This window comes from Mycobacterium shinjukuense, from assembly GCF_010730055.1.
In the GTDB taxonomy this organism is placed as follows: domain Bacteria; phylum Actinomycetota; class Actinomycetes; order Mycobacteriales; family Mycobacteriaceae; genus Mycobacterium; species Mycobacterium shinjukuense.
In genome coordinates this window covers 2075749-2099530 of record NZ_AP022575.1, presented here as the reverse complement: position 1 = coordinate 2099530, position 23782 = coordinate 2075749, and the positions used below count along the sequence as shown (strand labels likewise).

At 67.4% G+C, this 23782-nt stretch carries 25 protein-coding genes and 1 pseudogene; 19 read left to right on the top strand and 7 right to left on the bottom strand.

The genetic code is table 11. The annotated features are described in order from the left end of the window. Positions 1-424 precede the first annotated feature (424 nt). Genes aroC through aroQ form a run of 4 tightly spaced genes read left to right on the top strand, consistent with a single transcriptional unit; the run spans position 425 to position 3683 of the window. The gene (gene aroC, locus G6N20_RS09250) at positions 425-1630 is read left to right on the top strand and encodes a chorismate synthase (RefSeq protein ID WP_083048488.1); all 1206 of its coding nucleotides are present in this window, start codon (positions 425-427) and stop codon (positions 1628-1630) included. A gap of 3 nt (positions 1631-1633) precedes the next feature. Then, a complete protein-coding gene (locus G6N20_RS09245) occupies positions 1634-2164 on the top strand; it encodes a shikimate kinase (RefSeq protein ID WP_083048412.1) in 531 nt (176 codons plus the stop codon). Continuing rightward, on the top strand, positions 2161-3249 hold the full coding sequence (gene aroB, locus G6N20_RS09240; protein WP_083048415.1) for a 3-dehydroquinate synthase: 1089 nt from the start codon (positions 2161-2163) through the stop codon (positions 3247-3249). The genes G6N20_RS09245 and aroB overlap by 4 nt, the downstream gene beginning before the upstream one ends. Further along, a complete protein-coding gene (gene aroQ / locus G6N20_RS09235) occupies positions 3246-3683 on the top strand; it encodes a type II 3-dehydroquinate dehydratase (protein WP_083048417.1) in 438 nt (145 codons plus the stop codon). The genes aroB and aroQ overlap by 4 nt, the downstream gene beginning before the upstream one ends. 68 nt (positions 3684-3751) lie before the next feature. On the opposite strand, the gene G6N20_RS09230 is transcribed toward aroQ, so the two are convergent. After that, positions 3752-4426: a B-4DMT family transporter gene (locus G6N20_RS09230; RefSeq protein WP_083048419.1), complete on the bottom strand. Its 675-nt coding sequence runs from the start codon at positions 4424-4426 to the stop codon at positions 3752-3754. Positions 4427-4458: 32 nt separating this feature from the next. Here G6N20_RS09230 and G6N20_RS09225 point away from each other — a divergent pair, with 32 nt between their 5' ends. From G6N20_RS09225 to G6N20_RS09195, 7 genes are all read left to right on the top strand, one after another. Further along, on the top strand, positions 4459-5577 hold the full coding sequence (locus tag G6N20_RS09225; RefSeq protein ID WP_083048421.1) for a M24 family metallopeptidase: 1119 nt from the start codon (positions 4459-4461) through the stop codon (positions 5575-5577). 14 nt (positions 5578-5591) lie between these two features. Next, positions 5592-6155: an elongation factor P gene (gene efp, locus G6N20_RS09220; protein ID WP_083048423.1), complete on the top strand. Its 564-nt coding sequence runs from the start codon at positions 5592-5594 to the stop codon at positions 6153-6155. 2 nt (positions 6156-6157) lie between these two features. Beyond that, the gene (nusB, locus tag G6N20_RS09215) at positions 6158-6652 is read left to right on the top strand and encodes a transcription antitermination factor NusB (protein ID WP_083048425.1); all 495 of its coding nucleotides are present in this window, start codon (positions 6158-6160) and stop codon (positions 6650-6652) included. Then, a complete protein-coding gene (locus G6N20_RS09210; protein WP_083048427.1) occupies positions 6649-7056 on the top strand; it encodes an antitermination protein NusB in 408 nt (135 codons plus the stop codon). Before nusB ends, G6N20_RS09210 begins: the two co-directional genes overlap by 4 nt. A 146-nt stretch (positions 7057-7202) precedes the next feature. After that, positions 7203-10052, top strand: coding sequence for an aminotransferase class I/II-fold pyridoxal phosphate-dependent enzyme (locus G6N20_RS09205; RefSeq protein ID WP_083048429.1), 2850 nt, complete (start codon positions 7203-7205; stop codon positions 10050-10052). Between the two features lie 30 nt (positions 10053-10082). Beyond that, on the top strand, positions 10083-10307 hold the full coding sequence (locus G6N20_RS09200) for an antitoxin VapB39 (protein ID WP_003412975.1): 225 nt from the start codon (positions 10083-10085) through the stop codon (positions 10305-10307). Next, positions 10304-10723, top strand: a complete 420-nt coding sequence (locus tag G6N20_RS09195; RefSeq protein ID WP_003412970.1) for a type II toxin-antitoxin system VapC family toxin — start codon at positions 10304-10306, stop codon at positions 10721-10723. The genes G6N20_RS09200 and G6N20_RS09195 overlap by 4 nt, the downstream gene beginning before the upstream one ends. On the opposite strand, the gene G6N20_RS09190 is transcribed toward G6N20_RS09195, so the two are convergent. Beyond that, a complete protein-coding gene (locus G6N20_RS09190; protein WP_083048431.1) occupies positions 10724-11674 on the bottom strand; it encodes an ERCC4 domain-containing protein in 951 nt (316 codons plus the stop codon). It lies immediately after the preceding gene. Between the two features lie 79 nt (positions 11675-11753). Between G6N20_RS09190 and G6N20_RS09185 the strand changes: the two are divergent. Next, positions 11754-11977 (top strand): annotated as a pseudogene (locus G6N20_RS09185) (AbrB/MazE/SpoVT family DNA-binding domain-containing protein). 387 nt (positions 11978-12364) lie between these two features. Further along, on the top strand, positions 12365-13285 hold the full coding sequence (locus tag G6N20_RS09180) for a restriction endonuclease (RefSeq protein WP_083048433.1): 921 nt from the start codon (positions 12365-12367) through the stop codon (positions 13283-13285). Positions 13286-13319: 34 nt separating this feature from the next. Here the strand turns inward: G6N20_RS09180 and G6N20_RS09175 are convergent, their stop codons facing one another. Both G6N20_RS09175 and G6N20_RS09170 read right to left on the bottom strand, forming a co-directional pair. Beyond that, entirely contained in the window at positions 13320-13721 is a 402-nt protein-coding gene (locus tag G6N20_RS09175; RefSeq protein WP_083048490.1) for a PIN domain-containing protein, read from the bottom strand. After that, positions 13718-13945 carry a type II toxin-antitoxin system VapB family antitoxin gene (locus G6N20_RS09170; RefSeq protein ID WP_083048435.1) on the bottom strand — a complete coding sequence of 76 codons (228 nt, stop codon included), beginning with the start codon at positions 13943-13945 and terminating at the stop codon, positions 13718-13720. Before G6N20_RS09170 ends, G6N20_RS09175 begins: the two co-directional genes overlap by 4 nt. A gap of 183 nt (positions 13946-14128) precedes the next feature. Between G6N20_RS09170 and G6N20_RS09165 the strand changes: the two genes are divergently transcribed. Together G6N20_RS09165 and G6N20_RS09160 are read left to right on the top strand one after the other, a co-directional pair. Continuing rightward, the gene (locus G6N20_RS09165; protein ID WP_083048437.1) at positions 14129-14995 is read left to right on the top strand and encodes a hypothetical protein; all 867 of its coding nucleotides are present in this window, start codon (positions 14129-14131) and stop codon (positions 14993-14995) included. A 3-nt stretch (positions 14996-14998) separates the two neighbouring features. After that, complete coding sequence (locus tag G6N20_RS09160; protein WP_083048439.1) at positions 14999-15439, top strand: PIN domain-containing protein; 441 nt, start codon at positions 14999-15001, stop codon at positions 15437-15439. A gap of 106 nt (positions 15440-15545) precedes the next feature. Here G6N20_RS09160 and G6N20_RS09155 read toward each other — a convergent pair whose 3' ends face one another. After that, entirely contained in the window at positions 15546-16778 is a 1233-nt protein-coding gene (locus G6N20_RS09155) for an FAD-dependent monooxygenase (protein WP_083048441.1), read from the bottom strand. A gap of 10 nt (positions 16779-16788) precedes the next feature. Continuing rightward, positions 16789-17994, bottom strand: a complete 1206-nt coding sequence (locus G6N20_RS09150) for a serine hydrolase domain-containing protein (protein ID WP_083048443.1) — start codon at positions 17992-17994, stop codon at positions 16789-16791. 295 nt (positions 17995-18289) lie between these two features. Between G6N20_RS09150 and G6N20_RS09145 the strand changes: the two genes are divergently transcribed. From G6N20_RS09145 to G6N20_RS09130, 4 genes are all read left to right on the top strand, one after another. Next, positions 18290-19120 carry an LppX_LprAFG lipoprotein gene (locus G6N20_RS09145; protein ID WP_083048493.1) on the top strand — a complete coding sequence of 277 codons (831 nt, stop codon included), beginning with the start codon at positions 18290-18292 and terminating at the stop codon, positions 19118-19120. A gap of 272 nt (positions 19121-19392) precedes the next feature. Next, positions 19393-20859: a fatty acid desaturase gene (locus G6N20_RS09140; RefSeq protein ID WP_142272039.1), complete on the top strand. Its 1467-nt coding sequence runs from the start codon at positions 19393-19395 to the stop codon at positions 20857-20859. After that, on the top strand, positions 20856-22037 hold the full coding sequence (locus G6N20_RS09135) for a type III polyketide synthase (RefSeq protein WP_083048445.1): 1182 nt from the start codon (positions 20856-20858) through the stop codon (positions 22035-22037). Before G6N20_RS09140 ends, G6N20_RS09135 begins: the two co-directional genes overlap by 4 nt. 5 nt (positions 22038-22042) lie before the next feature. Beyond that, positions 22043-23020 (top strand): sulfotransferase domain-containing protein, encoded by a 978-nt coding sequence (locus G6N20_RS09130; protein ID WP_142272043.1) that lies wholly within the window; start codon positions 22043-22045, stop codon positions 23018-23020. On the opposite strand, the gene G6N20_RS09125 is transcribed toward G6N20_RS09130, so the two are convergent. After that, on the bottom strand, positions 23017-23676 hold the full coding sequence (locus G6N20_RS09125; RefSeq protein ID WP_083048499.1) for a class I SAM-dependent methyltransferase: 660 nt from the start codon (positions 23674-23676) through the stop codon (positions 23017-23019). The genes G6N20_RS09130 and G6N20_RS09125 overlap by 4 nt on opposite strands. Between the last annotated feature and the right edge of the window lie 106 nt (positions 23677-23782).

Sequence of the window (23782 nt, the reverse complement as noted above, 5' to 3'; positions counted from 1 at the left end):
AGGCCACGCTAGGTAGGCCACATGTCGGCGTCTAGCACAAGGTTGTGAAGAAACCAATGCGTAGGCCGCAAGTATGGCGTGCTGGTGGAATGGGCGTGCCAAACAGCGTTGCGACGGCCGCCGACGCCGGGTCGGCATCGCTGACTTTGCAAGGCTGTGCAAGGCCTCGGAGGTGGACGCGCGGAACAGCGACGACGAGTCGGGCGGGGCGGATCTGACGGTGGCGCTGCGGGACACGCCGGCAAGAGTGACCGAAGTGCCGGCCCTACCACGAAAGCATTCGGACGACGCAAGAGTTTATTCGCAACCTGCTAGCAGCTCCGAGCGTATGGGCGACAACGGCGCTGCTTCTCGGCCGGCCACCTCCAGCCAGCACGCTCAGGCGCGCAGCGAAGCTCGAACCTACGCATGGGAAGATGATCAGGTGTTGCGCTGGATCACCGCGGGGGAGTCGCACGGCCGTGCCTTGGTGGCCGTGGTCGACGGCATGGTCGCCGGCGTGACGGTCACCTCGGCCGACATCGCCGACCAGCTGGCCCGCCGCCGGCTGGGCTACGGCCGGGGCGCGCGGATGGCGTTCGAGCGTGACGCGGTGACCGTGCTGTCCGGGATACGCCACGGCAGCACCCTGGGCGGGCCCATCGCCATCGAGATCGGCAACACCGAATGGCCGAAGTGGGAAACCGTGATGGCCACCGACCCGGTCGACCCGGCCGAGCTGGCCGACGTCGCGCGCAACGCCCCGCTCACCCGGCCGCGGCCGGGCCACGCCGACTACGCCGGCATGCTCAAGTACGGCTTTGACGACGCGCGGCCGGTGCTGGAGCGGGCGAGCGCCCGGGAGACCGCCGCCCGGGTCGCGGCGGGAACCATCGCGAAGGCATTCCTGCGTCAGGCGCTCGATGTCGAGGTGCTCTCGCACGTCATTTCGATCGGCGCGTCGAAACCCTATGACGGTCCGCCGCCGCGGGCCGACGATCTGCCCGCCATCGACGCCAGCCCGGTGCGCGCGTTCGACAAGGCCGCCGAGGCGGCCATGATCGCCGAGATCGAAGCGGCCAAGAAGGACGGCGACACCCTCGGCGGTGTGGTGGAGGCGGTGGCGCTGGGCCTGCCGGTCGGGCTGGGATCGTTCACCAGCGGCGACAACCGGCTGGACAGCCAACTGGCCGCCGCCGTGATGGGCATTCAGGCGATCAAGGGGGTGGAGATCGGCGACGGATTCCAGACCGCGCGCCGCCGCGGCAGCCAGGCCCACGACGAGATGTATCCCGGACCCGACGGCGTCGTCCGCTCCACCAACCGTGCGGGTGGGCTCGAAGGCGGCATGACCAACGGCCAGCCGCTGCGGGTGCGCGCGGCGATGAAGCCGATCTCCACCGTGCCGCGGGCGCTGGCCACCGTCGACCTGGCGACCGGCGACGAGGCCGTCGCCATCCATCAACGCTCGGATGTGTGCGCGGTGCCGGCCGCCGGGGTCGTGGTCGAGGCCATGGTGGCGCTGGTGCTGGCCCGGGCGGCGCTGGAGAAATTCGGCGGGGATTCGCTGGCCGAAACCCGCCGGAACATCCAGGCCTACCAACGCACGGTCGCCGAACGCGAAGCACCGGCCGCGCGGGCCTCCGGTTAACAGATGGCACCCGTCGCGGTACTCGTGGGACTGCCGGGATCCGGCAAGTCCACCGTCGGTCGGCGGCTGTCCAAGGCGCTCGGGGTCGGCCTGCTCGACACCGACGCGGCGATCGAACAGCGGACCGGACGCAGCATCGCCGACATCTTCGCCACCGACGGGGAAAGGGAGTTCCGACGCATCGAGGAGGACGTGGTGCGCGCGGCGTTAGCCGACCATGACGGCGTGCTGTCGCTTGGCGGCGGCGCGGTGACCAGCCCCGGGGTGCGCGCGGCGTTGGCCGGCCACACCGTCATCTACCTGGAGATCAGCGCCGCCGAGGGGGTGCGCCGCACCGGCGGCAACACCGTTCGCCCGCTGCTGGCCGGCCCCGACCGCGCCGAGAAGTACCGCGCTCTGATGTCCAAACGGGTTCCGCTGTACCGGCGCGTCGCGACCATCCGGGTCGACACCAACCGTCGCAATCCCGGGGCGGTGGTTCGCTACATCCTGTCGCGGCTGCAAGCCCGCACCGACACCCAGGCCGCCAAATGACCGATATCGCCGTCCCGGTCACCGTGCAGGTGGCTGTCGATCCGTCGTACCCCGTAGTGATCGGCACCGGCCTGCTCGAGCAGCTAGACGAACTGCTTGCCGGCCGCCACCGCGTCGCTATCCTGCATCAACCCGTGCTGGCAGCGACCGCGGAGACGATCCGAAACCGCTTGGCCGGCAAGGGCATCGACGCGCACCGCATCGAAATCCCAGACGCCGAGGCCGGCAAGGACCTGCCGGTCGTCGGATTCATCTGGGAAGTGCTGGGCCGCATCGGAATTGGCCGCACAGACGCGTTGGTCAGCCTCGGTGGCGGGGCCGCCACCGACGTCGCCGGATTCGCGGCGGCCACCTGGCTGCGCGGCGTCTCGATCGTGCACGTGCCCACCACGCTGCTGGGCATGGTCGACGCGGCCATCGGCGGCAAGACCGGCATCAACACCGATGCCGGCAAGAACCTGGTGGGCGCGTTTCATCAGCCGCTGGCCGTGCTGGCCGACCTGGCGATGCTGCAAACCTTGCCGCGCGACGAAATGATTTGCGGCATGGCCGAAGTGGTCAAGGCCGGGTTCATCGCCGACCCGGTGATCCTGGACCTCATCGAAGCCGACCCGCAGGCCGCCCTTGACCCGTCAGGTGATGTGCTGCCGGAGCTGATCCGGCGCGCGGTCACCGTCAAGGCGGAGGTGGTGGCCGCCGACGAGAAGGAATCCGAGCTGCGCGAAATCCTCAACTATGGCCACACGTTGGGCCACGCGATCGAGCGCCGGGAGCGCTACCAGTGGCGGCATGGCGCCGCGGTTTCGGTGGGCCTGGTGTTCGCGGCCGAGCTCGCCCGACTGGCCGGGCGGCTCGACGATGCCACCGCGGCGCGCCACCGCACCATCCTGTCGTCGCTGGGCCTTCCGGTCAGCTACGACCCCGACGCCCTGCCGGAGCTGCTGGACATCATGGCCGGCGACAAGAAAACCCGGGCCGGTGTGCTGCGGTTCGTGGTGCTCGACGGACTGGCCAAGCCGGGCCGAATGGTGGGACCCGACCCAGGGCTGCTGGTGACCGCCTACGCCGGAATCTGTGCCGCATGAGCCAGCGGACGGTCAACGTGATCAACGGCCCGAACCTGGGCCGGCTGGGCCAGCGGGAGCCCGCCGTCTACGGCGGCACCACCCACGCCGAGCTGGCGGACTTGATCGAGCGTGAGGCCGCCCTACTGGGGCTCAAAGCTGTTGTGCGGCAAAGTGATAGCGAAGCCCAGCTGCTGGAGTGGATTCACCTGGCCGCCGATGCGGGGGAGCCGGTGATTCTCAACGCGGGCGGTCTGACGCACACGTCGGTGGCGCTGCGCGATGCCTGCGCGGAACTGAGCGCCCCGCTGATCGAGGTGCATATCTCCAACGTGTTTGCCCGCGAGGAGTTCCGGCGCCACTCCTACCTCAGCCCGGTCGCAACCGGGGTGATCGTGGGACTGGGCATCCAGGGCTACCTGCTCGCCCTGCGGTACCTGGCAAGCCGGGCCTGAGGCCGGAGCGAGCAGCAGAGTCGCCCACAATCGGCGATTGTGGGAGACTCTGCGTCTGCTCGCCGGCGCTAATCCTTTTTCGTCTGGTCTTCGTCGAGGCGGATCACCTCGGTGGGTTCCTCGCTCTCGGCCGTGCGGATCACCTCGGTGGGTGCCTCACGCTCGACCGTGGCCACCGACGTGGGCGCGGCGGCCTGCGCATCCGGCGCGGGCACCGCCATCTCGCCGGTGGGGCTCTCGTCGGCGCGGACCGCGGTGAACACGTCGGTATCGCCGCGCTCCTGCTGGGCGGCAAGCCCGTGGTGTCTCACCGGCTCCTTCTCGTACTGCCGGTCCACGACCCAGCGGCCGACGCTGACCCCACTGATCGCGAACACGAAGACGACAAGGGCGGTGAAGGCCGCGAACGTCGTCACCTCGTTGAGCAGCCCACCGGTGTAAATCCCCGGGTAGAACGCGGAGATCACCCAGGCCAGCGCGCCGCCGACCAACCCGCTCGCCAACCCGGCCAACAACCAGGTCATCGCCAGGTCCTCGCGACGGTCGGGATCCCGGTTGGCTTTGGCGTCGGCGCGGCCGTCGATCGCCCCCCACACCACCACACCGGAGACAAAGAGCAGCAGAAGCACCAGGCTGATCGGCCCCGATTGCGTCTGCCACGCGTTGATCAACGCCCCCTGAACCAGGCGGACCACAACCATCGCGGCAGCAAACACCGATCCGCGCAGCATCCAGTTCTTCATGGGCAATCAGCGTAGCGATATCGTCAAGGGTCGTGACACATTCCCAGCGTCGAGACAAGCTGAAAGCCCAAATCTCCGCCGCCGGACTGGACGCGATGCTGGTCACGGACCTGATAAATGTCCGGTACCTATCCGGCTTCAGTGGGTCCAACGGCGCGTTGCTGGTGTTCGCCGACGATCGCGAGGCCGTGCTGGCCACCGACGGCCGCTACCGCACCCAGGCGGCGCAGCAGGCGCCCGACCTGGAGGTGGCCATCGAGCGGGCCGTCGGGCGCCACCTGACCGGCCGGGCCGCCGCGGATGGCGTGCGCAAGCTGGGTTTCGAGAGCCATGTGGTCACCGTGGACGGTTTGGACGCGCTCGCGGCTGCGCTGGCCGACACCGACACCGAGTTGGTGCGGGCATCGGGCACCGTGGAGGCGCTGCGCGAGGTCAAAGACGCCGGTGAGCTGGCATTGCTGAGGCTGGCCTGTGAAGCGGCCGACGCCGCGCTGACCGACCTGGTGGGCCGCGGCGGCCTGCGGCCGGGCCGGACGGAGCGGGAGGTGGGCCGTGAGCTGGAGGCGTTGATGCTTGACCATGGCGCCGACGCGGTGTCGTTCGAGACGATCGTGGCCGCCGGGCCCAATTCGGCGATCCCGCACCACCGCCCGACCGATGCGGTGCTGGCGACGGGCGATTTCGTCAAGATCGACTTCGGCGCGTTGGTCGCCGGCTATCACTCCGACATGACCCGCACCTTCGTGCTGGGCAAGCCGGCCGACTGGCAGCTGGAGATCTACCAGCTGGTGGCCGAGGCGCAACGGGCCGGCCGGGAGGCGTTGCGGCCGGGCGCCGAGCTGCGCGAGGTGGACGCCGCGGCGCGCCGGTTGATCGCCGATGCCGGCTATGCGGACAACTTCGGCCACGGCCTGGGACACGGCGTTGGCCTGCAGATACACGAAGCGCCGGGCATCGCGGCGACATCCGCCGGTACACTGCTTGCGGGCTCCGTGGTGACCGTGGAGCCCGGCGTCTATTTACCCGGCCGCGGCGGTGTCCGCATCGAGGACACTCTGGCGGTACCCAGCGAGATCTCAGCACCGTCGAAGACCGCCGGGCAGACCCCGGAATTGTTGACCCGGTTCCCCAAGGAACTGGCCGTGTTGTAGGAGATTGACCGATTGTGGCGACCACCGCTGACTTCAAGAACGGACTTGTCCTGGTCATCGACGGGCAGCTGTGGACGATCGTCGAGTTCCAGCACGTCAAGCCCGGCAAGGGCCCGGCCTTCGTGCGTACCAAGCTGAAGAACGTGCTCTCCGGCAAGGTCGTCGACAAGACGTACAACGCCGGGGTGAAGGTGGACACCGCCACCGTGGATCGGCGCGACACCACCTACCTGTACCGCGACGGGTCGGATTACGTGTTCATGGACAGCCAGGACTACGAGCAGCACGCGCTGCCGGAGTCGCTGGTCGGGGACGCCGCGCGGTTCCTGCTGGAGGGGATGCCGGTGCAGGTGGCTTTCCACAACGGCGCGCCGCTGTACATCGAGCTGCCGGTGACCGTCGAGCTGGAGGTCACCCACACCGAGCCCGGCCTGCAGGGGGATCGGTCCAGCGCGGGCACCAAGCCGGCCACCCTGCAGACCGGCGCGGAGATCCAGGTGCCGCTGTTCATCAACACCGGCGACAAGCTGAAGGTGGATTCGCGCGACGGCAGCTACCTGGGCCGGGTCACCGCCTGATCATGCCCGACGCGAAGCCGGTCAGGCCGGTCAGGGGACGCCACCAGGCCCGCAAGCGTGCGGTCGACCTGTTGTTCGAGGCCGAGGCCCGCGGCATGAGCCCGGTCGAGCTGGTCGACGCCCGGACCGCGCTGGCCCAGGCCAAGCCCGACGTGGCGCGGCTGCATCCCTACACGGCCGTGGTGGCCCGCGGGGTCACCGCGCATGCCGCCCACATCGACGACCTGATCGCCTCGCATCTGCAGGGCTGGACGCTGGATCGGTTGCCCGCGGTGGATCGCGCGATCCTGCGGGTGGCGGTGTGGGAGCTGCTGCACGCCGACGATGTGCCGGCGCCGGTCGCCGTTGATGAGGCCGTCGAGCTGGCCAAGGAGCTGTCCACCGATGACTCGCCGGGCTTTGTCAACGGTGTGCTGGGCCAAATCATGTTGTTGACCCCCCAGATCCGCGCGGCGGCCCGGGCCGTGCGGGGCGCCGTCGAAGGGAACGCCTCATGACCCGGCTCGAGCTGCGCGTGGTGGTCGCCGCCTGGTTGGCGGCGACGGTGGTGCTCGGCGCCGTGGTGTGCGCCGCCTACGGTTGGACGATCGCGGCGTCGGTGCTGGCGATCTACGCGCTCGGCGTCGGCGCCTGGCTGTATCACTCGATCGAGCGGCTCATCCTGGCGCGTCGGATCAGCACGGTGCGCACCGCGGCCAAGCCGCTGCAGCCGCTGCTGCCGGTGATGGCCGCCATCATGGGGCTGACGCAGGCCGTGGTGCGGTCCCTCGGGGATGTCACCGACCTGCCGGCGCGGCGCTGGGAATTGTCGCAGCTGCCGATGCTGCGGTGGGTGGAAAACCCGCTCGGCAACAAGGGCAACCGGCGGATCGTGGACGCCGACGACGAGCCGGATGCCTGACGGGCCCGCACCGCCCCGGGCACAGCGATCGCGCGCCGAGCGTGGGCGGGTCACAATGCGTGCCCGGCTGTAGGCGATCTGGCTGTTGCGCGGGATAATTACCAGCTGCACCGTCGGCGCTACCCGCACCAGGAGAAGGTGACGACATGAATCGAGACAGCGCCCGCCCGCGACGGCTTCGCGTCTCCGCCTTGGCGGCGGTGGCCAACCCGTCGTACACCCGCGTCGACACGTGGAACCTGCTCGACGACGCGTGCCGTCACCTGGCCGAGGTCGATCTGGCCGGGCTGGACACCGCCCACGAGATGGCGAAGGTGAAGCGGTTGATGGACCGCATCGGCGCTTACGAGCGGTACTGGCTGTATCCGGGCGCGGAGAACCTGACAGCCTTCCGGGCTCTGCTGGAGAGCAAATCCACCGTGCGGTTATCCGAAGAGGTGTCGCTGGCCGTCCGCCTGCTGGGTGAATACGGCGACCGCACAGCGCTGTTCGACACCTCCGCGCCGCTGGCCGAACAAGAGCTGGTGGCCCAGGCCAAGCAGCAGCAGTTCTACACCGTGTTGCTCGCCGACGACGCGCCCTCCTCGGCGCCCGATTCTCTGGCCGAAAACCTTCGGGCACTGCGCAATCCGGCTGATGATGTGCAGTTCGAAATCCTGGTGGCCGCCAGCGTCGAGGACGCTATCACCGCGGTCGCGTTGAACGGCGAGATCCAGGCCGCGATCATCCGCCACGACCTGCCGCTGCGCTCCCGCGACCGGTTGCCGCTGATGAACGCCTTGCTCGGGCCCAATGACTCTGCGGGTCAAGCCATTCCGGATCGCCCGCACGACTGGGTCGAATGCGGCGAGTGGATCAGGGAGCTGCGCCCACACATCGACCTTTACCTGCTCACCGACGAGTCGATCGCGGCGGGCGACGGCGACGAGCCCGACGTCTACGACCGCACGTTCTACCGGCTCAACGACGTCACCGACCTGTACAGCACGGTGCTCGCGGGCTTGCGGAACCGGTTCGCCACACCGTTTTTCGACGCCCTGCGAGCCTACGCCGCGGCGCCGGTCGGTCAATTCCACGCGCTTCCCGTCGCCCGTGGCGCCAGCATCTTCAACTCCAAATCGCTGCAGGACATGGGGGAGTTCTACGGCCGCAACATCTTCATGGCCGAGACCTCGACCACCTCCGGTGGCCTGGACTCGTTGCTGGATCCGCACGGCAACATCAAGAAGGCGATGGACAAGGCCGCGGTCACCTGGAACGCCGACCACACCTACTTCGTCACCAACGGAACCTCAACGGCCAACAAGATCGTCGTCCAGTCGCTGACCCGGCCGGGTGACATCGTTTTGATCGACCGCAACTGCCACAAGTCGCACCACTACGGCTTGGTGCTGGCCGGGGCGTACCCGTTGTATCTGGACGCCTATCCGCTGCCGCAGTTCGCGATCTACGGGGCGGTGCCGCTGCGCACGATCAAGAAGGCGCTGCTGGATCTCGAGGCCGCCGGTCAGCTGGACAGGGTGCGGATGCTGCTGCTCACCAACTGCACCTTCGACGGCGTCGTCTACAACCCGCGGCAGGTGATGGAGGAGGTGCTGGCGATCAAGCCGGACATCTGCTTCCTGTGGGACGAGGCGTGGTACGCGTTTGCCACCGCGGTGCCCTGGGCCCGGCAGCGGACCGCGATGGTAGCCGCCGAGCACCTGGAAAACATGTTGGCGTCCGAGGAATACGCCGAGGAATACCGCAGGTGGGCCGCGTCGATGCAGGGTGTCGACCGGTCGCAGTGGCCGGATCGCCGGCTGCTTCCCGACCCTGCTCGTGCGCGGGTCCGGGTGTATGCGACCCACTCCACCCACAAGTCGCTGTCGGCCCTTCGGCAGGCGTCGATGATCCACGTCCGCGACCAGGACTTCAACGCGCTGGCCCGAGACTCGTTCGGTGAGGCGTTTTTGACGCACACCTCGACGTCGCCGAATCAGCAACTGCTCGCCTCGCTGGACCTGGCGCGCCGGCAGGTCGATATCGAGGGCTTCCAACTGGTCCGGCAGGTCTACGACATGGCGCTGGTCTTTCGGCACCGCGTCCGCAAGGACCGGCTGATCAATAAGTGGTTCCGCATCTTGGACGAGTCGGACCTGGTGCCCGAGGAGTTCCGGGCGTCGTCGGTCAGCTCGTACCGTCAGGTGCGTCAGGGCGCGCTGGCGGAGTGGAACGAGGCGTGGCGGTCCGACCAGTTCGTGTTGGACGCGACGCGAGTGACCCTGTTCATCGGCAAGACCGGAATGAACGGGTACGACTTCCGCGAGAAGATCCTGATGGAACGGTTCGGCATCCAGATCAACAAGACCTCGCTCAACAGCGTGTTGTTGATCTTCACCATCGGTGTCACCTGGTCGAGCGTGCATTATCTGCTCGACGTGCTGCGCCGGATAGCCACCGACTTCGACCGGGGCCAGAAGGCGGCCAGCGCGGCCGACTGGGCGCTGCACCAGCGCCACGTCGAGGAGCTCACCGAGGATCTGCCGCACCTTCCCGACTTCAGCGAGTTCGATATCGCCTTCCGCCCCGACGGCGCCAGCAGGTTCGGCGATACCCGGTCGGCGTTTTACGCCGGGTATGAGGAGGCGGACCGCGAATACGTGCAGATCGGCATGGCCGGCCGGCGGCTTGCCGAGGGCAAGACCCTGGTGTCCACCACGTTCGTGGTGCCCTACCCGCCCGGTTTCCCGGTGCTGGTCCCGGGTCAGGTGGTCTCCAAGGAGATCATCTATTTCCTGGCCCAGCTCGACGTCAAAGAAATCCACGGATACAACCACGACCTCGGCTTGTCGGTGTTCACCCAGGCGGCGCTGGCCCGGATGCGGGCCGCCCGCGCCGCGATGGCTACGGCGGGTAAGGCGTTGCCGGCCTTCGAGGTGCCGCGGGACGCGTCGGCATTGAGCGGGACGGTCAACGGCGACAGTGTGCTGCAGGGGGTCGCCGAAGACGCGTGAAAGCTGGCCCAAGCCCCGTAACATGATGCTATGCGCACCACGTTGCAGATTGATGATGATGTTCTAGAAGATGCTCGTAGCATCGCGCGGTCGGAGGGCAAGTCAGTCGGCGCGGTAATTTCTGAGTTGGCGCGTAGGTCGCTCCGTCCGGTTGGGATTGTCGAGGTTGACGGATTTCCGGTTTTTGATGTTCCGCCGGATGCGCCGACGGTGACTTCCGAGGATGTCGTCCGCGCGCTCGAGGACGACGTGTGACGGCACTGCTCGATGTCAATGTGCTGATCGCGCTGGGCTGGCCGAATCACGTTCACCATGCGGCCGCGCAGCGATGGTTCACGCAGTTCTCCTCGAATGGGTGGGCCACCACGCCGATCACCGAGGCAGGGTATGTCCGAATTTCAAGCAATCGCAGTGTGATGCAGGTGTCGACCACGCCGGCTATCGCGATCGCTCAGTTGGCGGCGATGACTTCTCTTGCCGGGCACACGTTTTGGCCTGACGATGTGCCACTGATCGTTGGGAGCGCCGGCGATCGCGATGCGGTGTCCAACCACCGTCGGGTCACCGACTGCCATCTCATCGCCTTGGCCGCGCGCTACGGGGGCCGGTTGGTCACATTCGATGCCGCACTGGCCGATTCAGCATCCGCAGGCCTCGTCGAGGTGTTGTAGTCACCGGGGATGGGCGGCTCGCCAGGCCTGCAGGATCTGCGGGCGCAGGCGCCCCCGGTCGGACACCGGCAGGCTGACGCTTTTGGCCCACGCGCGCAGCTCGGCGCTGCTGGGCTCGGGCTCGGCGGCAGCCGGCTCGAAAACCGTGGTGGCGTCGGCATCGTCGACGAACCAGGTGAGGGCGGCGGCTAGATAGCGGTAGGTGTATTCCTGGGCGAGCTTGCGGGTTTGGCAGAACACGATGGGCACGTTGGGAAAGCCGATCTGCAATTCGGCCAGCCCATCGGCGATCGCCGCCGGGCGGGCGAAGGAGTGCGCGAAGATCTCCGAGTAGCGGTCCTCGACCACCACGGCGGCCCGTGGCAGCGCGGCCAGTTCGGTCAGTTGGTATTTCAGGTTGCCGTTCAGCACGCCAGAAGTAAGGTCCGCCAACGCTTTACGCTCGACGGCCGCCACGAGTTGGCCGGCCACTTTCAGGCCGTAGTCGCCGCAGGGCAGGGCTTCCCGCGTCGTCTTCGCGGGTTTGTCGGCAAAGGTGTAGGGGTAGCGTTCGTGGGCGTCGACGACGATGTGCAGCTCGGGGATGCCGGCGGCGCGGGCGGTGGGGGTGCGCACGCCCGGCCGCGACTGTTTGCGCGTTTTGGGGCTCTGCCAGAACACCACCTGGCGGCCGCGCGCCATGGTGTGCACCAGTTGCGATCGGTTCTCCCGCGCGCGGGCGGCGACGACGTCGATGGCCGCGCCCCGGCGGCTGCAGCTGCGTAGCTGGACCCGGTCGACGACGACGGGGTCGGCGGGCCAGTCGGCGATGTCGAGGCGATGGCAATACAGCGCCTTGGTGCGCGGCCACACGTCTGAGGTGGCGAAGACCAGTCCCGCGCCCACCGGCAGCCGGATCAGGTAGGGCAGGCGCGAGTCTTCAGCGGGGTTGGCGGCGACGAGCAGCTCCACAGAGTGTGAGGGTACGGGCGGCGTGCGGAACCGGTGAAGCAGGCACGCCGACGAACCCATCGTCACGTCGAAGGGGCAGGTGACGGTTCCGGAAGCGGTGCGCGACGCGCTCGGCCTGCAATCGGGTGATCGGGTTGTCTTCCGCGTTGAGGGCAATCGCGCGGCGCTTGCTCGGACGCCGGACTTCCTCGCCCCTGCCGGGACGATCCGGTGGCGTCTTTCGATCGGTCTGTCGACCGGCTCAAGACGATCGAGGGGGTTGAGCCGCCGCCGGTCGGATCCCGGCGGAGCCACAGACCGTGAGCTCAGGGCGGTGCTGTCGGCGGCCTGACGAGGCAGGGCCGATCGGCAGCGTTTGACGCCGAGCCCGACACCGCATTCGGTGTGGCACTGGACGACGGCGTGTCGCGGCTGCTGGCGACCCGGTGCGCGAGGTGCACGTTCCCTTGTGTCTCACCCGCCTCACGCGTCCCGGCATGGCAGGGATATGCGATGTGCCCGCCTCTGCGCGACAATCGTTGGCTGTCGCGCGGAGGCGGGCACTTTTGGGTCGGCGGGACCGGGTACACGTGGGGCAGATGAGGAAGATGCGACGCCTGCAGCGGGCCTGTCAGAACACGGAACCCCGGATGGACTTACCCAACTTGGCCGGTTCGGAGGGCTGACAGGCCAGCTGGATAATGGCTCCCCATGACGATCCCTGATGCCCAGACGTTGATGCGGCCGATTCTCGCGGATCTTGCCGATGGACAAGCGAAGTCGGCCAAGGACGTCATCGCGGCGATGTCCGACGAGTTCGGTCTGTCCGACGACGAGCGGGCGCAGATGTTGCCCAGCGGTCGGCAAACGACCATGTACGACAGGGTGCACTGGTCTCTCACTCACATGTCGCAGGCCGGATTGCTCGACCGTCCGGCGCGGGGCCACGTTCAGGTCACGGGCACGGGCCGTCAAGTCCTGAAGGCTCATCCCGAGCGCGTCGACATCGCTGTGCTGCGGGAGTTCCCGTCGTACATCGCTTTTCGTGAGCGAACCAAAGCCAAGCAGCCAGTCGACGCGGCCGCCCAGCGACCGTCCGGGGACGATGTGCAGGTCTCACCAGAGGATCTCATCGACGCTGCGCTTGCGGAGAACCGGGCAGCCGTCGAGGGGGAGATCCTGAAGAAGGCACTCACGTTGTCGCCCACCGGGTTTGAAGATCTGGTTATCAGACTTTTGGAGGCGATGGGTTACGGGCGAGCCGGCGCGGTGGAACGGACGAGTGCCTCCGGTGACGCTGGCATCGACGGAATCATCAGCCAGGACCCGCTCGGGCTGGACCGCATCTACGTGCAGGCCAAGCGATACGCCGTCGACCAAACGATTGGCCGGCCGAAGATCCACGAGTTCGCCGGCGCCCTACTGGGCAAGGAGGGCGACCGGGGCGTCTGCATCACCACGTCATCGTTTTCCCGCGGTGCCCGCGAGGAAGCTGAGCGGATCAACGCCCGGATCGAACTCATCGACGGCGCTCGGCTGGCCGAGCTGCTCGTGCGGTATCGAGTCGGTGTCCAGGCGGTGCAGACCGTCGAACTCTTACGGCTCGACGAGGACTTCTTTGATGGCCTGTGAGGATCACCGCGGCCATCCACGGATTCAGGCCAAGTCAGCGCCGGCGAGAGAGTTCACGTGTTTGAAACCCTGGCCGTACGGCGGCAATTCGTTTGTAGTCACGGTCGTGGTGCAACACGCCGGCCCGGTGATGAAGCGCGGTTTCGGCGATGAATAGGTCCGGAAGCGGCGTTCGATGCCACATGCCGCGGTGGTGGGCGAGGTCGCGCTGGAGGCGGCGAACCCGGTCGACGATGTCGCTGGGTGCGCGAAGGATTTGATAGGCGCGCAGTGACGTTTGTTGGCTGTCGTAGTCGGTCGCTGAACGCGCCGAATACAGCCATTCGAGTTCACCGATATCACAGATGGCGAGCTCGGTCAGGTCGATGCCGGCTGGCGGTGTGGCGCCCGCCAGCAGTCGTGCGTGGGCACTCTTGTCAAGAATCCAGGTGGTCATCGCCACGCCTGCTCGGAGAGCAGCACGTCGACGTCCACGTGAGTGCCGGCGTGCGCAAGATGGTCGGCGATCCGCCGCCGGCGCTCGGCGGCCCGCTCGTCGGCTGCGGCCACCAGTTGATGCAGCGCACGCTCGACCGTTGCCCGCAATGTTTGCCCGGTGACGGCCTGGGCGGCGCGCACAAGGTCTTCGTCCAGCTCGATCGTGGTCCTCTTTACGGCGATATGTACATAGGAGCATCAGATATGTATGCCAAACGAAGTCCTCGAAGGTCGAGCTCATCGACGGACGGCCGGCCGGGTGCAGACCGTCGAACTTTCATGACCCGACAACTTCGTCGACGGCCTGTTAGGACCTGGGCCGAGCAGGGTCAGAACCTGCGATAGTGGATAGCGGCAAGAGAGGAGGTGGACCAGACGATGGCGCACGAATTCGAAGTGCGGTTAATCGGCAGCAACATGCCAGCCGGTGAGATCGCACTCGCGACGCTGGCGAACCTCGCAGAGGGTCTTCAAGAGCTGACACTGCGAATCGGTCGCGACCGTCTCCCAAGTCCTGGTTCGGGCCGCACGGCCGAGGTGATCACCTCCCTGACTTCCATGCGACTGGTAGGCCTCGCGGCTGGCAGCACCCGGTTGCGGTTCGCGCGCGGACCGGTTGATGAACTGGATCTCGACCTAACGGCCTCCGGGGAGATCGACGCGAGATTCTGGGAGATTCTCGACGGCGTCGCAGCGAACAGCCGCCCGCCCTGGGTGACAGACCTGATCGCGGACAGCACGAGGAAGTTCGTCGCCGCCCTGCTGAGCTCGGCGCGTGAGGTCGAGCTGACCGGACGTGGTCGACAACCGATCAAGATTGCCACAGCGGCGTTGCGTGCCGAGGTCTGGCAACCTGGCGCCCCCGACATCACCGCATCCGATGTGGTGGTAACCGGAAGATTGGAGGCTGTCGATCTTAGGAGTGGTCGCTTCCGTGTCGTCGACGATGTCGGGAACAGATTCAATCTTGATCATGTGCCAGACCCCGTTGCAGTCGCGCATTTGATCAACCACAGAGTGCGGGCCGTCGGCTCCGGACGGCTGGACCCGACAGGACACCTCAAAGGTCTCGATTCGCCGTTCATAGAGGCACAAGAGCTGCCCGCATCCTGGCTGTCTCCCAAAGCAGTTGATCTCGGCGCCGAATTGGCCAAGCCAGGTCCAAAGCTCGGTGGCGGTGTTGAACTCACCGACGACGAGTTCGACGAGTTCATGGCAACTATCAAAGGCTAGGAATTGGGAGCTCGAACGGACCTGGCACTTCTCGACACCGATGTCTGGAGCCCCCTATTCGGATTCGCCGGCCGGCCTCATCCGGAGGCCGCGCGCTGGCGTCGTCTTCTTGCGGGGAGGACCGTGGTCATCGCCACCCAGACCCGAGCTGAGGTTCTCACCGGAGTCCGGCGACTCGGCGAAGGGCGGCGAGATCAAATCCTGGCGCAATTGGACGGTACGCCCACCATCCCGGTCGATGAAAACGTCATCCAGCGCTATGCCAAGCTGACCGCCGATGCGAAGGCACGTGGGGATGCGTTGTGGCACAAGATCCATACCGGCGATCGCTGGGTGGCCGCCACCGCGCTCGCTATCAATGCACCCCTGCTCGCCATGGACGCGATCTACAACTCGGACCCGGACCTGGTGCTACTCGACACGGCGGAGGCGTCGAAAAGGTGATCGGCACGCACGTCGTGGTGCTACCCGACAACGTGCCCTTCCAGAGTGGTGCAGGGCACACAAGCACGACACCTGACGCCGCTACTGATCGTCCCGCCCACGCCCGTCACACACCGGAACGCAAGAACGCGTAGTCCGGCAGGTCGACGGCCTCGGCGGTGGTAAACCACTTCCGCTCAGCAAAAGGCCGAAACGGCCAGCGCTGCATGTATTTCATGATCACGGCGTTGATGCGGATATCGGCCGCGGATTTCGGCACGAAGCTGTCGATGCCGTTGGGCAGGTCCTGGCATCGGTCGACGTATGGACGCATCACCTTCTGGTAGCGGTCCAGCGCCGCCGCCAGTCGTTCACCATCGATGCCCCCATCGTCGTCAGCAACACCCAATTCTCCGGCCAAGACGTATCCGCCCACCAGGGCCAGGCTGGTGCCCATGCCGCTGAGCGGTGACGCGCAGTAGCCGGCGTCACCGACCAGCACCACCCGCCCACACGACCAGGTGTCCATGTGGACCTGGGCGAACGCGTCGAAGTAGAAGTCGTCGGCCCGGCGTGCGGCGGCGACCAGCGCATCGCTGTGCCAGCCGGCACCGGCGAAGCGGGCGGCCAGCAGATCGCGCTGGGCGTCCAGGTCGGCGCGGTCGTAACTCAGCGGCTCCGACCGGAACGCCAGCCCCGCCTTGGCCATCGTCGGATCATGTGACGGGCGCATCGACGCGTTCAGACCGCCGGGCGCCTGGTACATCAGGTACCAGCCGTCCAGTCCGACGGTGTCGGGAGCGCTGAACCAGGCGTGGTAGCCGCCCAGCGGCACGACGAATTTCTCCTCCGGTCCGAAGACCAGCCGGCGCACGGCCGAATGCGGGCCGTCGGCCCCGACGACCAGATCGGCGCGCACCGTCGTGCCGTCCGACAGCGTCGCCACGACGTCGTCGTCCGACTGGGCCAACTCCGCGATGCGGGTGCCGAACCGGTAGTCGGTGGCCGCGGCGGTGGCCTGGTAGAGCACATCGGCCAGGTCGCCGCGCAGGATCTCAAGTTTGCTGACCACGCCGTTGCCGTGAAAGGCCTCCACCGGCATGTCGGCGCGGCGGCGGCCGTCGGCCCGCACCCACGCGATACCGCGCTGGTCGAGGCTGCGCTCGCGCATCTGGTCCAGCAGGCCCATCCGCTCGACGACCGACCGACCCGCGCCGCGCAGGTCGACGGTCTGGCCACCCGGGCGGATGCCGTCGGCGAGCTCGACCACCACGACGCGGTATCCGGTCCGGCCGAGCCAGAAGGCCAGGGCGGGACCGGCGATCCCGGCGCCGCTGATCAGGACGGTCGGTTGTGCCATGCGCCACAGCCTAGAGCCCGAGCGCCCGATAGGTGTGCCGGACGAACTTCGGCTGCGCCGCCCGCATCTTCGCCAGGGCCGGGTTGCCGGCGACGGCCTCCGCCGCGTCCACGGACAGGTCGGGACAATGCTGGATCAGATACAGCAGGATCAGGTCCGCGGTCGGGTCGGCCTGCCACCACGTCCCGTATGCGCCGGGCCAGCTGAACGTTCCCAGCCCGCCGGGCCCGAACAGCGGCGCGGACTTCGCCGGGTCGGTCACCACCGACAGGTTCAGCCCAAATCCCCGGCCCACCCAGAACGGCGCGCCCAGGAAGTCGTGCCGCTTCTGCTGGTCGCTCAGCCGGTCGGTGCGCATCAGGCGCGCCGATTCCGGTGACAGCACCGGGACACCGTCGACCGTCCCATCGCCCAACAGCATTCGCACGAACCGTAGGTAGTCGTCGGCGGTCGACCACAACCCGCCGCCGGCATTGCAGAACGTCGGCGGCGTGACGGGGGGCGGCCCCATCACCCCGCCGCGCAAGCGATCCTCGTCGTCGAACCGGTACATGGTCGCGGCGCGTCGGCGCGCCGGCGCGGAGACGAAGAAGCCGGTGTCGGACATGCCCGCCGGACCCAGCACCCGCTCGTCGAGGACCCGGTGGAATGGCTTGTCTTCGATGCGGCTCACGATGACGCCCAGCACATCGATGGCGTGACTGTAGGTCACCCGGTCGCCGGGCTGGTGGACCAACGGCAGGGCGGCAAGGGCGGCCAGCCAAGCGTCCGGACCCTGGTCGAACGGCAGTCGCATGTATGCCCGCGAGACCGGCCCGGATACCGAAAAGCTGTACGCCAGGCCGCTGGTGTGGGTGAGCAGATCCTCGACCAGGATGGCCCGCCGTGCCGGATGCGTGCGGTGCAGCGGGCCGTGCGGGTCGTCCAGCACCGGCACATCGGCCAGCTCCGGAACCCAGCGGGCGATCGGATCACGCAGTGCCAGCCTGCCGTCGTCGACCAGGCTCATCGCCGCGGCCACCGTGACCGGCTTGGTCATCGACGCGATGCGAAACAGCGTGTCCCGTCGCATCGGCAGGCCGGCGTCGACGTCGCGGTAGCCGATCTCGTTGACCTGCAACACCTCTCCACGCTGCCAGACCACCGTCACCGCGCCCGCCAGCAAGCCGGCGTCGCACACCTCGCGGATGGTTGCCTGATTGCCGTCGAGGTTCACCCGGTTCAGGTTAGCGACACGGTGCCGAAGCCGACGGCGGTGGGCTATTTCGCGCGCCGCGGCCGCGTGTTACTGTCGCGCTCTCCGGCGAATGTGATCTGGGGAACATGCTGTGAGCACAGCGGCATGTCGATGACGATGATGTCGTTGCTGGTGAACCAGGGTGTGGGTATGCAGTCACCGAGACCCGCAGCATGGGCGGGGGCAGGCATTCCGGGCTCCGCCCGTGCCGTACGACGAGGGTGGCGAGCCGCCGCCCAGTACCACCGGTCGGATCACTCAGCAAAGGCTGGCCATGAATGGCTTGATCGCACACGCGCAAAGCTCCCACCGACGCAGTTCCCTTCCACCCGTGACCCTGGGGTCAATCGTGATCTTGGTCGCGACAGCACTTTTGGCAACCGTCATCACCGGCTGCGGAAAGAAATCGACCACCGCCACCTCGCCGACGGCCGGCCCGACGGGTACCTCGGCGGCGACCGTGACGTCCGGCGCGCCCTCGCCGCAAGCCGCGCAGATCCTGCAGGACAGCTCCAAGGCGACCAAGGCCCTGCGTTCGGTCCACCTGACGGTGGCCGTCAACAACCTTTCCACGCTGCCGTTTGAGAGCGTCGACGCCGACGTGACCAACCAGCCGCAGGGCAACGGCCAAGCGGTCGGCACGGCCAAGGTTCGGATGCAGCCCAACACCCCGGCGGTCGACACCCAATTCCTGGTCACCAACAAGACCATGTACACCAAGGGCGACGGCGGCGGCTACACCTCGGTCGGCCCGGCGGAAAAGATCTACGACCCGGGCATCATCCTCGACAAGGACCGGGGTCTGGGCGCCGCCGTCGCGCAGGTGCAGGACCCCAAGGTCGAGGGCAACGAGACGGTCAACGGCGTGGCCACCGTCAAGGTGTCCGGAACCATCGCCGCCGCGGTGATCGATCCGATCGTGCCTCAGTTGGGCAAAGGCGGGGGGACCCTCCCGATCACCGTGTGGATTGTTGACGTCAACGCCTCCACTCCGGCACCCGCCGCGAACCTGATGCGGATGGTCATCACCAAGGGCCAGGGCAACGTCGATATCACGCTGTCCGATTGGGGAGCGCCGGTCACCATCCCCAACCCGACGGGATAGCCGCGCCGGTGACCTGCGGATCGGGAACCGGTCCGCCACCGCCGCACGGTGGCTCGCGTGCTCCAGCGGCCGCCGGCGGTCCCCGGGCCGGTTCTCGTCCGCGGTTCACGCCTGACGCGCAGCGGATCCGGTGCGGCCTCATCGAGGCACGGTATTTCGCCGGTCCGGAAATCCCTTGAGAATCCTCCAAGAACATTGCCCCACCATGGGAAAGCTCGCTCGGAACCGCCGGCCAGCGCCCGATTTCCCCCGATAGACCTGGAGGAACAGCAATGACGAACAACCTCCCCGACGTTGAGGAGCGCGACCCCGGTCCGCGCCCCGGTCCTCCGCCGGGTGGGCAACCGCTGTCGGACGTGTGGGTTTACCACGGGCGCGCATACGACCTGACCGATTGGATCGCCAAACATCCCGGCGGGGCCTTCTTCATTGGCCGCACCAGAAACCGCGACATCACCGCGATCGTCGCGTCCTACCACCGGGATCCGGCCAAGATCGAGCGGATCCTGCAGCGCCGGTTTGCGTTGGGCCGGGAGGCAACGCCACGGGACATCCATCCCAAGCACAATGCCCCGCCATTCCTGTTCAAGGACGACTTCAACAGCTGGCGGGACACACCGAACTACCGCTTCGACAACCGAAACGACTTGATGCACCGCGTCAAAGCGCGCCTTGACGAGCCCGCGCTGGCCGTGCGGATCAAGCGCATGGACACCCTCTTCAACGTCGTGGTGGTGGTACTTGCCGTCGCCTACGTCGCGGTCCAGGGTGTGCGCCTGGCCGAATCCCGGTGGATGCCGTTGCCGGCCTTCGTCATTGCGATGGTCCTGCTGCGCAACTCGCTGGCCGGGTTTGGTCATTACGCGTTGCATCGCGCGCAACGGGGCATCACCAGGGCGTTGGCCAACGCCTTCGACATGAACTACGTCGCGTTGGCCTTGGTCACCGCCGACGGGCACACCCTGCTGCACCACCCGTACACCCAGAGCGACGTGGACATCAAGAAGAACGTCTTCACCATGATGATGCGGCTACCCAGGCTGTATCGCGTTCCGGTACATACCATTCACAAGTTCGGCCACCTGGTCAGCGGCATGGCCATCCGGATCGCCGACGTCTGGCGGATCACCCGCAAGGTTGGCGTCGAGCAGACCTACGGAACCTGGCGTGGCGCGTTGGCGCACTTCCTCGGGTCTTCGGGCGTCCGTCTGCTGCTGGTCGGTGAGCTGGTGGTCTTCGCACTGGCGGGCGACTTCTGGGCCTGGGCACTGCAATTCGTCGCGACCCTGTGGGTCAGCACCCTGCTGGTGGTGGCCAGCCACGAGTTCGAGGACGCCGACGACGAGACCCCCACCGGGCAGGATTGGGGCGTCGACCAAGTCGTGCATGCCAACGACCTGATGGTGGTCGGGAATCGCTACGTCGACTGCTTCTTGTCGGCCGGCCTGAGTTCGCACCGCGTTCATCACGTCCTGCCGTTCCAGCGCAGCGGGTTCGCCAACATCGTCACCGAGGACGTGGTGCGCGAAGAGGCGGCCAAGTTCGGCGTCGAGTGGCTTCCCGCAAAGAGTTTCGTCACCGACCGGCTGCCGAAGCTGTGCCGCAGATACCTGCTGTCGCCCTCCCGTCAGGCCAAGGAACGGCGCTGGGGCGTCATCCGCGAGCACTGCTCACCCGCGGCCCTCAAAGCCAGCGCCGGCTACGTGGTTTCGGGCTTCGTCGGAATCGGGTCGGTATGAACGCGCCGGCCGAGGGGGGCGCCCTGCGCCCGGCCGCCGACCAACCGCGGTATGACCTGTCCCGGCTGCCGCCGGCCCCGCCGACCACGGTGGCCGTCGTTGAAGGCATCGCGACGGGTGCGCCCAGCCGGGTGGTCAATCAGTGCGCCGCGGCCGAGCGGGTTGCCAGGCTGTTCCTCGATCCCGCGCAGCGGGAACGGATTCCGCGGGTGTATCAGAAGACGCGGATCGCCACCCGCCGGATGGCGGTGGATCCTCTCGACGCAGAGTTCGATGCCTTCCGGCGGGATCCGGCAACGATCCGGGACCGGATGAACCTGTTCTACCAGCACGCGGTTCCGCTGGCGGTCGACGTGAGCCGGCGTGCCCTGGCCGGCCTTGCCTACGGCGTCGGTGAGATCGGCCTGCTGGTGTTCGTCACCAGCACCGGATTCATCGCTCCGGGTGTGGATGTCGCGCTCGTCAAGGAACTCGGCCTGTCGCGGTCGGTGTCGCGGGTGGTGGTCAACTTCATGGGATGTGCGGCCGCGATCAACGCCATCCGCATCGCCGCGACCTACGTCCGCGCCCACCCGGCCATGAAGGCGATGGTGGTGTGCATCGAATTGTGCTCGGTGAACGCCGTTTTCGCCGACGACATCAACAACGTCGTCATTCACAGCCTGTTCGGTGACGGCTGCGGGGCACTGGTGATCGGCGCCAGCCAGGTTCAGGAAAAACTCGAGCCGGGCAGCGTGGTGATCCGCAGCGGCTTCAGCCAGTTGCTCGACGACGCCGAAGACGGCATCGTGCTGGGCGTCAACCACAACGGCATCACCTGCGAGCTGTCCGAGAATCTTCCCGACTACATCTACGCCGGCGTCGCTTCGATAGTCGCAGAGGTCTTGCGGGACAACGGGTTACAGAAATCCGACATCGATCTGTGGGCGATTCATCCGGGCGGGCCCAAGATCATCGAGCAATCGGTGCGCTCGCTGGGGATTTCCTCGGAGCGGGCCGGGCAGAGCTGGCAGGTGCTGGCACGGTTCGGCAACATGCTCAGCGTCTCGCTGATCTTCGTGTTGGACATGATGGTGCGGCATGCGGAATCGGCAAAGGCAATCTCCACGGGTATGGCGTTTGCTTTCGCACCGGGCGTCACCGTCGAAGGCATGCTCTTCGACATCATCCGGAGGTGACCGCGGTGAACGAGAGGCATCCGGTGGCCGACCGGGTCTTGTACCGCGAGTTGATGACCGACAACCTGCGGTGGGACGCGCTGCAATTGCGCGACGGTGACATCATCATCTCCACACCACCCAAGTGCGGCATGACCTGGACACAGCGGCTGGTGTCGCTGCTTGTCTTCGACGGGCCGGAGCTGCCCGGGCCGTTGTCGACGATATCCCCGTGGCTCGACCAAACCATTCGTCCGATCGAGCAGGTCGTCGCCGTCCTCGACGCCCAGCGGCACCGCCGGTTCATCAAGACCCACACGCCGCTGGACGGGTTGGTGCTCGACGATCGGGTCAGCTACCTGTGTGTGGGACGTGATCCGCGCGATGCGGCGGTGTCGATGCTGTTCCAAGCCGCGAACATGGATCGTGACCGGATGCGGGCGCTACACGAGGCCGCGGTGCCGCCCCACCAGCGATTCGGCCCCCCGGGCCCCGAGCCGGCCGGGGCGCGCAGCGCGGCCGAGGAGTTCCGGCACTGGCTGGAGGGGCCGGCTTTGCCGCCCCCCGGGGTGGGGTTCACGCCCCCCCAGGGGATTGGCACGCTCGCCAACGTGCTGCACCAATACGGCAAGGTCTGGGAGCGCCGCCAGCTGCCCAACGTGGCCCTGTTCCACTACGCCGACTACCAGCGCGACCTGGTGGGAGAGTTGCTCCGGCTGGCCGCGGTGCTGAGATTCGACGTGAGCCGCGATCGTGCCCGGGAGCTGGCCCGGTACGCCACCCTGGCTGCGATGCGTTCGCGCGCCTCAGAAATCGCCCCCAACACCACCGACGGCATCTGGCGCAGCGACGAACGATTCTTCCGCAGGGGCGGCAGCGGAGAGTGGCAACGGTACCTCGGCTATGCCGAGTGCTGGCGCTACAACCACCGCATCAACCAGCTCGCCCCGCCGGATCTGCTGGCCTGGGCGCACGAGGGCCGCCAGGGGTACGACCCGGGTTAGTCGCGCCGGTGCGCCCGCAGATACCAGAACGCCATCTCCACCTCGTTCCCGTCCAGTTCGCGGCGCACCGTGACGGGCTGCAGCGAGGCGATGTCCCAGCCGGCGCCGCCGAGGACTTCCCGCAGCGTCTGTTCGGACACCGCCGGCCGCGGCCATTGCTCGTCGGGCGGGTTGGCGTCGGAAAAGCAGCTGAGCAACAGGGTGGCGCCCGGGCGGGTGGCGCGGTGCACGGCGGCGGCGTAGCTGCGCTTGCCGTCGTCGTCGAGGCAGTGGAACATGCCGCTGTCGATGACGGTGTCGAAGGCGTTGGTGTAGTCGTGCAGCGTGGTGGCGTCGGCCACGGCGAACTTCACGTCCACCCCGGCGTCGGCGGCCCGGCGCTCGGCGGTGATCAGCGCGGTCGGGGAGATGTCCAGCCCGGTCACCCGGTATCCGTGCTGGGCCAGGTAGATCGCGTTGTCGCCGAGCCCGCAGCCCATGTCCACCACGTCGCCGTGCACCCAGCCGGCGGTCTGCCACGCGATGACATTCTCCTTGGGCGCCTTGGTGTCCCAGGGTGGCGTGGTCACCGCCGGCAGGCCTTCGCCGGGACTCTCGCCGCGGTAGAGGGCGTCGAAATCGAGACGGGAAGAGCCCGAAGATGAAGACCTTGCCATTTTTCCAAGCCTAACCTGCGCGCCCAGTTGGGTGCGGGCGCTGCCGATCACGGGCGTCCCAGCCGTCACACCAGCACCGGCGGCGGTCATGATGTGCCGCCCCAAA

Coding starts and splice junctions, on each gene's coding strand:
- G6N20_RS09245 (WP_083048412.1), top strand. CDS start 1,634: ATGGCACCCGTCGCGGTACTCGTGGGACTGCCGGGATCCGGCAAGTCC.
- aroB (WP_083048415.1), top strand. CDS start 2,161: ATGACCGATATCGCCGTCCCGGTCACCGTGCAGGTGGCTGTCGATCCG.
- aroQ (WP_083048417.1), top strand. CDS start 3,246: ATGAGCCAGCGGACGGTCAACGTGATCAACGGCCCGAACCTGGGCCGG.
- G6N20_RS09230 (WP_083048419.1), bottom strand. CDS start 4,426: ATGAAGAACTGGATGCTGCGCGGATCGGTGTTTGCTGCCGCGATGGTT.
- nusB (WP_083048425.1), top strand. CDS start 6,158: ATGCCCGACGCGAAGCCGGTCAGGCCGGTCAGGGGACGCCACCAGGCC.
- G6N20_RS09210 (WP_083048427.1), top strand. CDS start 6,649: ATGACCCGGCTCGAGCTGCGCGTGGTGGTCGCCGCCTGGTTGGCGGCG.
- G6N20_RS09205 (WP_083048429.1), top strand. CDS start 7,203: ATGAATCGAGACAGCGCCCGCCCGCGACGGCTTCGCGTCTCCGCCTTG.
- G6N20_RS09200 (WP_003412975.1), top strand. CDS start 10,083: ATGCGCACCACGTTGCAGATTGATGATGATGTTCTAGAAGATGCTCGT.
- G6N20_RS09180 (WP_083048433.1), top strand. CDS start 12,365: ATGACGATCCCTGATGCCCAGACGTTGATGCGGCCGATTCTCGCGGAT.
- G6N20_RS09175 (WP_083048490.1), bottom strand. CDS start 13,721: ATGACCACCTGGATTCTTGACAAGAGTGCCCACGCACGACTGCTGGCG.
- G6N20_RS09155 (WP_083048441.1), bottom strand. CDS start 16,778: ATGGCACAACCGACCGTCCTGATCAGCGGCGCCGGGATCGCCGGTCCC.
- G6N20_RS09145 (WP_083048493.1), top strand. CDS start 18,290: ATGAATGGCTTGATCGCACACGCGCAAAGCTCCCACCGACGCAGTTCC.
- G6N20_RS09140 (WP_142272039.1), top strand. CDS start 19,393: ATGACGAACAACCTCCCCGACGTTGAGGAGCGCGACCCCGGTCCGCGC.
- G6N20_RS09135 (WP_083048445.1), top strand. CDS start 20,856: ATGAACGCGCCGGCCGAGGGGGGCGCCCTGCGCCCGGCCGCCGACCAA.
- G6N20_RS09125 (WP_083048499.1), bottom strand. CDS start 23,676: ATGGCAAGGTCTTCATCTTCGGGCTCTTCCCGTCTCGATTTCGACGCC.